At 70.5% G+C, this 9,780-nt stretch carries 9 protein-coding genes; all 9 read left to right on the top strand.

Features of this window, described 5'->3' with window-relative positions; all coding sequences use genetic code 11:
* The first annotated feature begins 89 nt into the window (after positions 1 to 89).
* A complete protein-coding gene (locus JHD21_RS17135; RefSeq protein WP_292677630.1) occupies positions 90 to 1,016 on the top strand; it encodes a glycosyltransferase family 2 protein in 927 nt (308 codons plus the stop codon).
* On the top strand, positions 1,013 to 1,906 hold the full coding sequence (locus JHD21_RS17130) for a glycosyltransferase family 2 protein (protein ID WP_292677628.1): 894 nt from the start codon (positions 1,013 to 1,015) through the stop codon (positions 1,904 to 1,906). The genes JHD21_RS17135 and JHD21_RS17130 overlap by 4 nt, the downstream gene beginning before the upstream one ends.
* Positions 1,903 to 2,649 carry a DUF2071 domain-containing protein gene (locus tag JHD21_RS17125; protein WP_292677626.1) on the top strand — a complete coding sequence of 249 codons (747 nt, stop codon included), beginning with the start codon at positions 1,903 to 1,905 and terminating at the stop codon, positions 2,647 to 2,649. Before JHD21_RS17130 ends, JHD21_RS17125 begins: the two co-directional genes overlap by 4 nt.
* Entirely contained in the window at positions 2,646 to 4,010 is a 1,365-nt protein-coding gene (locus JHD21_RS17120) for a pyridoxal-dependent decarboxylase (protein ID WP_292677624.1), read from the top strand. Before JHD21_RS17125 ends, JHD21_RS17120 begins: the two co-directional genes overlap by 4 nt.
* Positions 4,011 to 4,057: 47 nt before the next feature.
* Complete coding sequence (gene glf, locus JHD21_RS17115) at positions 4,058 to 5,275, top strand: UDP-galactopyranose mutase (protein WP_292677622.1); 1,218 nt, start codon at positions 4,058 to 4,060, stop codon at positions 5,273 to 5,275.
* Positions 5,272 to 7,305, top strand: coding sequence for a glycosyltransferase (locus tag JHD21_RS17110; protein ID WP_292677620.1), 2,034 nt, complete (start codon positions 5,272 to 5,274; stop codon positions 7,303 to 7,305). Before glf ends, JHD21_RS17110 begins: the two co-directional genes overlap by 4 nt.
* A complete protein-coding gene (locus JHD21_RS17105; protein ID WP_292677618.1) occupies positions 7,298 to 8,236 on the top strand; it encodes an ABC transporter permease in 939 nt (312 codons plus the stop codon). Before JHD21_RS17110 ends, JHD21_RS17105 begins: the two co-directional genes overlap by 8 nt.
* Before the next feature lie 67 nt (positions 8,237 to 8,303).
* Positions 8,304 to 9,092, top strand: coding sequence for an ABC transporter ATP-binding protein (locus JHD21_RS17100; protein ID WP_292677616.1), 789 nt, complete (start codon positions 8,304 to 8,306; stop codon positions 9,090 to 9,092).
* Between the two features lie 81 nt (positions 9,093 to 9,173).
* On the top strand, positions 9,174 to 9,780 hold a 607-nt coding region (locus JHD21_RS17095; protein ID WP_292677614.1), incomplete at its 3' end, for a hypothetical protein.

Here is a 9,780-nt window from a genome sequence, read left to right as displayed (position 1 = left end):
GCCGGGCCCGCGGTTCGCCCCGCTGCCGCAGCTGGTGCCGAGCACACCGGCGTACGTCCAGGAGACGCTGTTCTGAGAGGCTTCCCGGCGTGACCGACGACCAGGGCCGACGCATCGTGGCCGTGGTCGTGACCTACAACCGGCTGTCGCTGCTGCAGCGGCTGCTGGATCGCCTGAGCACCGTGACGGAGCTCGAGGAGGTGCTCGTCGTCGACAACGCCTCGACCGACGGCACGACGCAGTGGCTCGGTGGTTCCGAGGCTCGATCCTCGACCAGCGTGCTCGCGAGGACACTGCCGACCAACTCCGGTGGCGCGGGCGGGTTCGCCGACGGCCTGGCGTGGGCGCTCGAGCGGGGCGCGGACCTGGTCTGGCTGATGGACGACGACGGGCTGCCCGAGGCCGACTGCCTGCGCCGCCTGCTCGACCACCGCGACCTCGACTTCTGGGGGCCGGTCGTGCTCGACGAGGGCGACCCGGACCGGCTGGTGTTCCCGATCCGGCTGCCGGGCGGCACCCGGGCGGTGGGCCGGCTGGACGAGGTCCGGGCGGCGGCCACCGACGGGCTGGTCCGCGACGTGGTCATCCCGTTCAACGGAGTGCTCGTCACCCGGGAGCTCGTGGAGCGGATCGGGCTGCCGCGGGCGGAGTTCTTCATCTGGGGCGACGACGTCGAGTACCTGTGGCGGGCCAACCAGGCCGGCGCCCGCACCGCCACGGTCGTGGCCGCGGAGGTGCGGCACCCGAGCGTCGGCGACCTCGGCACCCGGATGATGTTCGGCCGCACGACCTACAACCACAGCCCCAGCGACCTCAAGCACTACTGCATGGCCCGCAACAACACCGTCAACCTGCGCACCTACCGCGGCTGGCCGCACGTGCTGATGTTCTGGACCAAGACCGTGTGGTTCTACCTGTTCACCCGGCCGCGACCGGGTCGTCTGCCGATGAGCGCCCGGGCGGCGTACGCCGGACTGCGTGGCGACTTCACCGGCCACCGGAGGTACGTCGGGTGAGCGAGCAGGAGACCGTCGCGGTCGTCGTCGTCACCTACAACCGAGCCGGTCTGCTCCTGCGGATGCTCGGGGCGCTGGCCGGCTCCGAACGGCGTCCGGACGCCGTGATCGTCGTCGACAACGCCAGCACCGACCACACCAGGACCGTGCTCGACGGCACCAAGGAGGCCCACCCCGACCTGCCGCTCCAGGTGATCCGGCCGGAGCGCAACCTGGGCGGGTCCGGGGGCTTCCACCTCGGGGTCGAGGCGGCCTACGAGCAGGGCTTCGACCGGATCTGGCTGATGGACGACGACGTCCTCCCGGCGCCGGACTGCCTCGGCACGTTGATGTCGGTCGACGAGGACTGCCTGATGGCGGTCCGCGAGGACACCTCGGGGCGCCTGGTCGAGAAGGCGGCGGTGACCTTCGACCTGCGCAACCCGCTGCGGATCAAGCCCAAGACGGCCATGGTCGAGACGACGTACGTCGAGCGCTCGGCGATGCCCGACCTGGTCGAGATCGAGAACGTCGCCTTCGAGGGGTTCATGGTGCGGCGCCGGGTCGTGGAGCAGATCGGCCTGCCGGACCCGGACTTCTTCATCTTCTACGACGACGTCGACTACGCCCTGCGAGCCCGCCGCGCCGGCTTCCACATCTGGGCGGTCCGCGACGCCGTCCTGGTCCGCCAGCTCGAGTTCGACCAGCAGCACGACCTGGGCGGCTGGAAGGGCTACTACATGTACCGCAACCTCTTCACCGTGCACCGCCGCTACGGCGAGAACCGGCTGGTGCGGGCCAAGCCGTGGCTGATCGCCGCGGGCGTCGTCGTGCTCTCGCCGATCCGGGGCGGGCAGGACGAGGTGCGCAACGTCAGCCGGGCGCTGAAGGACTCTCGGCGCCGGCCGTGACGCCGGAACCGATCACCCGGCATCCCCCGCCGCTGCGCGGCCGGGTGATCTCGACGCAGGACTGGCGCGACCTGACGTTCGTCCACTGGGAGGTCGACCCGGCCCTCGTCGAGCGGTTCATGCCTGCCGGGGTCCGGCCCGACGTCCACGAGGACCGGACCTACGTCGGCCTGGTGCCCTTCCGGATGGTCGGCGTGAGCGTCGGCCGGGGTCCCGGGATCCCCTACTTCGGCACGTTCCTCGAGACGAACGTCCGGCTCTACTCCGTCGACCGGACGGGGCGGCGCGGCGTGGTCTTCCTCAGCCTCGACACCGACCGGGCCGCGGCGGTCCCGACGATCCGGGCGGTGATCGGGGCGCCCTACCGGTGGGCGCGGATGCGGTTCACCCGCGACGTCCGGCCTGACGGCGACGTCCTGACCTACGACGCCACGCTGCGCCGCCTCGGCGACCGGCCGGCCGGCCGGGTGGTCGTCCGGGTGGGCGAGGTGCGCGAGCCGACGCCGGTGGACGACTTCCTGACCGCGAGGTGGGGAGCCCACGTGGCCAGACGCCGCGGCACGACCTTCGTGCCCAACACCCACGAGCCGTGGACACTCCGGGACGCCGAGCTGCTGGAGCTGGAGGACGGGCTGCTGGCCTCGGTCGGGCTGACCGGTCTCGCCGAGCGCCCGCCCGACCTCGTGGCCTTCAGCGACGGCGTGCACGCAGAGTTCGGTCCGCCTGCCAGAGTGGGCGGGTGACCGAACGCGACGCCGCGCTCCCGCTGGCGCTCAACCACGCCCAACGCTGGCTCGCGTCCCTCGACGACCGGCCGGTGCCGCCGCAGGCGCAGGTCGAGGAGCTCGTGGAGCGGCTCGGCAGCGAGCTCCCGGAGGGGCCGCGCGAGGCCGCCGCCGTGGTGGAGCACCTCGCGACCGCCCTGGAACCCGGGCTGACCGCGATGCCCTCCGGGCGGTTCTACGGGATGGTCATCGGTGGCGCCCACCCCGCCGCCCTCGCCGCGGACTGGCTGACCAGCGCCTGGGACCAGAACGCCGGTCTGGCCCGGCTCACGCCCGCGGCGACCGCGACGGAGCAGGTGGCGAGCGCCTGGCTGCTCGACCTGCTGGGCCTGCCGGAGGGGAGCGCGGTCGGCTTCGTCACCGGCGGCACGATGGCCAACTTCACCTGCCTGGCGGCCGGCCGGGACGCCGTGCTGCGCGACGCCGGCTGGGACGTCGGAGCCCGAGGGCTGGTCGGCTCGCCCGGCGTACGGGTGCTCGTGGGGGAGGAGCGGCACGACACGGTGGACCTGGCGCTGCGCTACCTCGGGCTCGGCGCCCCCGAGCCGGTCGCGGCCGACGACCAGGGGCGGCTGCTCGCCGACGACCTCGAACGGGCGCTGGGGGAGCGGGACGTCCCGACGGTCGTGTGCCTCCAGGCGGGGAACGTGCACTCGGGCGGCTACGACCCGTTCGCCGCGGCGGTCGACGCGGCGCACCGGCACGGCGCGTGGGTGCACGTCGACGGCGCCTTCGGGCTGTTCGCCGCGGCTGCCCCGGCGTACCGCCACCTGGCCGAGGGCGTGGCCGGCGCGGACTCGTGGGCCACCGACGCCCACAAGACGCTCAACGTGCCCTACGACTGCGGGATCGCGATCGTCCGGGACCCGGCCGCGGTCAGGGCCGCGATGGGGATGCACGGCGACTACCTCATCCACGACGCGGCGGGCGACCCCTTCGAGAAGGTGCCGGAGCTGTCCCGGCGGGCCCGGTCCATCCCGGTCTGGGCGGTGCTGGCCGCGCTGGGCCGCCGCGGCGTGGCCGACCTGGTCGAGCGGATGGCCGGGCACGCGGCGGCGTTCGCCCGGGGGATCGCCGAGATCCCCGGTGCCGAGCTGCTCAACGACGTCGTCTTCACGCAGGTGTGCGTCTCCTTCGGCGACGACGAGCGCACCCGGGAGGTCGTGGCCCGGCTGCTCGAGGACGGCGAGGCATGGATGAGCGGCTCGGTCTGGCGCGGCCGGGCCGTCCTGCGCATCTCGGTGAGCAACTGGTCGACGACGGAGGGTGACGTTGATCGCAGCCTCCGCGCACTCCGCCGGGCGGCAGGCACTCCGTAGGCGCGCCGAATCGGGTCGGCGATGAGCCGTCCGTAGACTGACCTGTCGTGTCGTCGGAGAACTCCCCAGCAACAGAGCTGCCTGATCTGGTGGTCGTCGGCTCCGGGTTCTTCGGGCTGACGATCGCCGAGCGCTGCGCGACCGAGCTCGACCTCAAGGTCCTGGTCCTCGAGCGCCGCGACCACCTCGGCGGCAACGCCTACAGCGAGCGCGACCCGGAGACCAACGTCGAGGTGCACAAGTACGGCGCGCACCTCTTCCACACCTCCAACGAGCGGGTCTGGGAGTACGTCAACCGGTTCACGACGTTCACCGACTACAAGCACCGGGTGTTCGGCAAGTACCAGGGCCAGGTCTACTCGCTGCCGATGAACCTCGGGCTCATCAACCAGTTCTTCGGCAAGAGCCACACGCCCCAGGAGGCGCGCGAGCTCATCGCGAGCCAGGCGTCCGAGATCGCCACCGAGGACGCCACCAACCTCGAGGAGAAGGCGATCAGCCTGGTCGGCCGGCCGCTCTACGAGGCGTTCATCAAGGGCTACACCGCCAAGCAGTGGCAGACCGACCCGACCGAGCTCAGCGCGGACATCATCACCCGCCTCCCGGTCCGCTACACCTTCGAGAACGGCTGGTTCAACGACACCTACGAGGGCCTGCCGACCGACGGCTACACCGCCTGGCTGACCAGGATGGCCGACCACCCCAACATCACGATCCGGCTCAACACCGACTTCCTGGATCCGACTACTGGCGTGGCCGACGACTACAAGGGCAAGGTCCCGATCGTCTACACAGGCCCCGTCGACGAGTACTTCGGCAACTCCGAGGGCCGGCTGTCGTGGCGCACCGTCGACCTGGAACGCTCCGTCGAGGACGTCGACGACTTCCAGGGCACCGGCGTCGTCAACTACAACGACCAGGAAGTGCCGTTCACCCGGATCATCGAGTTCAAGCACTTCCACCCCGAGCGGGTGAAGACCCACCTGCCGGGCAAGACCGTGATCGTGCACGAGTACTCGCGCTTCGCCGAGGAGGGCGACGAGCCCTACTACCCGGTCAACACCGCCGAGGACCGCGCCACGCTGCTCCGTTACCGCGAGCTGGCCAAGGCGGAGCCGATGGTGCTGTTCGGTGGGCGACTCGGCACCTACAAGTACCTCGACATGCACATGGCGATCGGTTCGGCGCTGTCCATGTTCGACAACAAGCTCAGGCCGCACTTCGCCGACGGCGTGGCCCTGACCAGTGGGGGAGTCGACGAGTGACCAGCACGACGTCCAGCAGCCCGGTGAAGACCGTACGACGGGTGCTGCAGCGCCAGATCATGCCGATCGACCGCGACTTCGACGTGTTCGCGCTCTACGTCGACCCGGAGGACGTGGCGCTCGACGCCGACAAGTACGAGGTCGGCGGGAGCCGGGCGGCCAAGGACCTCAACAACGCCGCCATCCGCCAGTCGACCACCACCGGACGGTCGATCCACCCCGACCAGATCGAGTCGCGCACGGCGCTGCGGGTCAAGTCGGGTGAGCGGCTGTCGTTCGGCACCTACTTCAACGCGTTCCCGGCGAGCTACTGGCGCCGCTGGACGGTCGTGTCCGACGTCCGGCTCACCGTCGACGTCTCGGGCCGCGGCGCCACGGTGGTCGTCTACCGCTCGATGGCCAACGGTCGCTCGCAGCGGGTGACCTCGGCGACCACCGGCGGCGAGGCCAAGGGCAGCTTCTCCTTCGAGCTGCCGCTCAAGCCGTTCATCGACGGGGGCTGGTACTGGTACAACGTCGTCGCCGGCGACGACGACGCCGTGGTCGAGTCGGCCGAGTGGTCGGCGGAGGTGCCGGCGGACCGCGCCGAGCACGGCACGACCGACATCGCGATCACCACGATGAACCGTCCCGACTTCTGCGCCAAGCTCCTCACCCAGATGGCGACCGACGAGCTGCTGCGTCCCTACCTCGACACCGTCATGGTGATGGAGCAGGGGACGGACAAGGTCGCCGACTCCGACTTCTACCCCGCCGCCAAGGACGCCCTGGGAGACAAGCTGCGGATCATCGAGCAGGGCAACCTGGGCGGATCCGGGGGCTATGCCCGCGGCCAGCTCGAGTCGGTCCGCAAGGGCACGGCGACCTACGCGCTGATGATGGACGACGACGTCGTCTGCGAGCCCGAGGGCATCATCCGGGCCGTCACGTTCGGCGACCTCGCCCGCCGGCCGACGATCGTCGGTGGCCACATGTTCAGCCTCTACAACAAGTCCGAGCTGCACAGCTTCGGCGAGATCGTCCAGCCCTGGCGCTTCTGGTGGATGACCCCGCTGGACGGGTTCAGCCGCTGGGACCTCCAGGCCCGCAACATCCGCTCCGCGCGGTGGCTGCACAAGCGGGTGGACGTGGACTTCAACGGCTGGTTCATGTGCCTGATCCCGCGGCAGGTGCTGGAGGAGATCGGGCTCTCCCTGCCGCTGTTCATCAAGTGGGACGACGCGGAGTACGGCCTGCGCGCCAAGGAGGCCGGCTTCCCCACGGTGACCTTCCCGGGCGCCGCGGTCTGGCACGTCCCCTGGACCGACAAGAACGACGCCGTCGACTGGCAGGCCTACTTCCACGTGCGCAACCGGTTCGTCACCGCGCTGCTGCACTCGCCCTACCCGCGCGGCGGCCGGCTGATCCGTGAGGACCTCAACCACACCATCGCCCACCTGGTCTCGATGCAGTACTCCACCGTCGAGATCCGGCACATGGCGCTCAAGGACGTCCTGGCCGGGCCGCACGGGCTCCACGAGCTGCTGCCCGACCGGCTCGCCGAGGTGAACGCGCACCGCAAGCAGTTCACCGACGCCCAGCTCCAGTCCGACCGCGAGGCGTTCCCCGAGGTGCGCCGGGAGAAGCCGCCCCGCAAGGGCCGCGACGTGGTCGAGGTCCCGGGCCGCCTGTCCCAGCTGATGACGGCCGGGCTGTCGCCGATCCGGCACCTGCGCCCGGCCCGCAAGCTGTCGAAGGAGTTCCCGGAGGTCGAGATCCGCGCCGTCGACGCGCGCTGGTACCGCCTGGCGTCCTACGACTCCGCGGTGGTCTCGATGAACGACGGCACCTCGGCCGCCCTCTACAAGCGCGACCCGGTCAAGTTCCGCGAGCTGATGAAGGAGACGGCCCAGCTCCACGAGCAGCTCGTGCGCGACTGGCCCCGGCTGGCGCAGGACTACCGCGAGGCCCTCGGGGACATCACCTCGCCGGCCCGGTGGGAGGAGACCTTCCGACCCTGGACGGACGGCGCGAGCGACACCGATGGCTGAGCTGGCCGAGCGCCACGACCTGGCGCACCTGCCGATGGTGGACCCCGCGGCCAAGGGCGGCCTGGTCGGCGTCTTCCGCCGCCGCTACCTGCTGCGGCTCATGGTCAGGCGCGAGCTCAGGGCCCGCTACATCGGCTCCAAGATGGGGCTGCTCTGGTCCTACATCAACCCGTTGAGCCGGTTCCTGACGTTCTACTTCGTCTTCGGGATCATCATCGGCCGCGGCCAGGTGCCGCACTTCGCGATCCACCTGTTCGCGGGCATGGTCCTGGTCAACCTCTTCGTGGAGTCCTTCAACGCCGGCACCAGGTCGATCATCCAGAACAAGGTGGTGGTCCAGAAGATGCCCTTGCCCCGGGAGATCTTCCCGATCGCCTCCACGCTCGTGACGCTGTACCACACCGGGCCGCAGCTGGTGATCCTGCTGGGCGCCTGCTTCATCACCGGGTCCTTCCAGCCGGACCTGGTGGGGATGCTCGCCGCGCTCCTGGGCTTCGGGATCGTGATCCTGTTCGGCACCGGGATGGGGCTGATGTTCTCCGCGGTCAACGTGATGTACCGCGACCTGACCCGGGTGGTGCGGATCTTCACCGGGATGGTGCCCTTCAGCGTCCCGATGATGTACCCGTACACGCTCGTGCAGGAGCGGTTCCAGGACTTCCCCATCATCGAGCGTCTCTACCTCGCCAACCCGATCGCCGAGGCGGTGCTGCTCATCCAGCGCGGTTTCTGGATCACCACGGTCAGCGACGCGGACGCGGCGGAGGCCAAGAGCGAGTGGGGCTTCCAGCCGGGTCTGCACGCCAACTTCCCCGACGACCTCTACGCCCGTGGGCTGATCATGCTCGGGATCGCGGCGGTCTTCCTCGTCCTCGCGCAGTGGGTGTTCACCCGGCTCGACGACAAGATCCCGGACCGGCTGGTCGCATGAGCACCCCACGACGTTCTTCGCCTCCCCCGCTGCGCTCCTCCGACGAACAACGCCGAGGGGACCCCGCATGACGGTCTCGATCGAGGTCTCCGGCGTCTCCAAGGAGTTCGCCCGGCACTACCAGCGCACCCTCAAGCAGGTCGCGGTGGCCAAGATGCGCCGCCAGCAGACCAAGAAGACCTTCTGGGCCCTGCGCGACGTGACCTTCACGGTCGAGCAGGGCGAGGCGATCGGGCTCATGGGCCTCAACGGGTCCGGCAAGAGCACCCTGCTCAAGCACATCATGGGGGTGATGCGCCCGACGGAGGGCCAGGTCCGCACCCGGGGCCGGGTCTCCGGGCTGATCGCCACCGGTGCCGGCTTCCACCCGCAGATGACCGGGCGCGAGAACATCTACATGAACGCCGCGATCCTCGGCATGACCCAGGCGGAGACGGACGCGAAGTACGACGACATCGCCGCGTTCGCTGATGTCGGCGAGGCCATGGACACGCCCGTCGGCAACTACTCCTCAGGCATGTTCGCCCGGCTCGGGTTCGCGGTCGCCGTGCACGTGGACTGCGACGTGTTCATCGCCGACGAGGTGCTCGCCGTCGGCGACCAGCCCTTCAAGAAGAAGTGCCTGAAGAAGATGGAGGCGGTCCGCGACAGCGGCGTCACGCTCTTCTACGTCAGCCACGCCGCCGCGTCGGTGCGGCGGATGTGCTCGCGGGTCATCGTCCTCGACAAGGGCGTGGTCGGCTTCGACGGCGACGTCGACGCGGGCATCAAGTACCTGCACTACGACGACAGCGAAGAGCCCGACCAGGTCGAGGACGAGGACACCACCGACGGGGAGCTCGGCTCCGACGTCTGAGCCGGCTCCGCGGCAGGCGCCCGGCCGGCCGGGTCATCGGTCCGTGTCGGTCGGGACGCGCGCGCCGCGATAATGCCGGGCGTGTCCACAGCGCCGAGCGACCACCGACCCGTGACCGGGAGCGTCGCTGCGGGGCTGCGCGGCATCGTGGCACCCACGGGCAGCGTGACCGTGTGGGGCATCGTGGGCGTCAGTGTCTGTGCGGTCGCCTGGTCCCTCGCCGCGGCGGCCCTCGTGATCTACGCCGGGCACGGCAACGAGCCGGCCGGAGTCTCGCAGTGGCTCATGGACGTGCTGTCCGCCGTCGTCTACGGGGCGGCCACGGCGTTGATGCTGCCACGCACCCGGCACCCGGTGGTCTGGATCATCCTGATGGTGGCGCTGGGCTGCGGGATCTCCGGGCTGGTCACCCAGCTCCTGCTCATCGACCCGCAGCCGCCGACGGTCGACACGATGCGGCTCTCCCTCTTCGGCTACGTCGCCTGGATCCCGGGCACGTACGGCAGCCTGGCGGTCCTTCCCTGGCTGGTCCTGCGCGGCCAGGGACTGGCCTCGGAGGTCTGGCTGCGGGTCGCCACCGTCCTCGGTGTGGCGGCGACCGCGACGGCGAGCCTGGTCAGGCTCACCCACGAGTACAAGAACGCACCGCCCAACCCCTTCGCCCCGCCCTGGGAGCCCTGGCGGCGGG

The sequence above is a fragment of the Nocardioides sp. genome, assembly GCF_016462705.1.
Taxonomy (GTDB): Bacteria; Actinomycetota; Actinomycetes; order Propionibacteriales; family Nocardioidaceae; genus Nocardioides.
The sequence above is the reverse complement of the archived record's forward strand: the minus strand, read 5'-3'. Positions and strand labels throughout refer to the sequence as shown.

Excerpts from the sequence above, each read along its gene's own strand:
- JHD21_RS17100 (WP_292677616.1), top strand. The coding sequence starts at position 8,304 with ATGACGGTCTCGATCGAGGTCTCCGGCGTCTCCAAGGAGTTCGCCCGG.
- JHD21_RS17105 (WP_292677618.1), top strand. The coding sequence starts at position 7,298 with ATGGCTGAGCTGGCCGAGCGCCACGACCTGGCGCACCTGCCGATGGTG.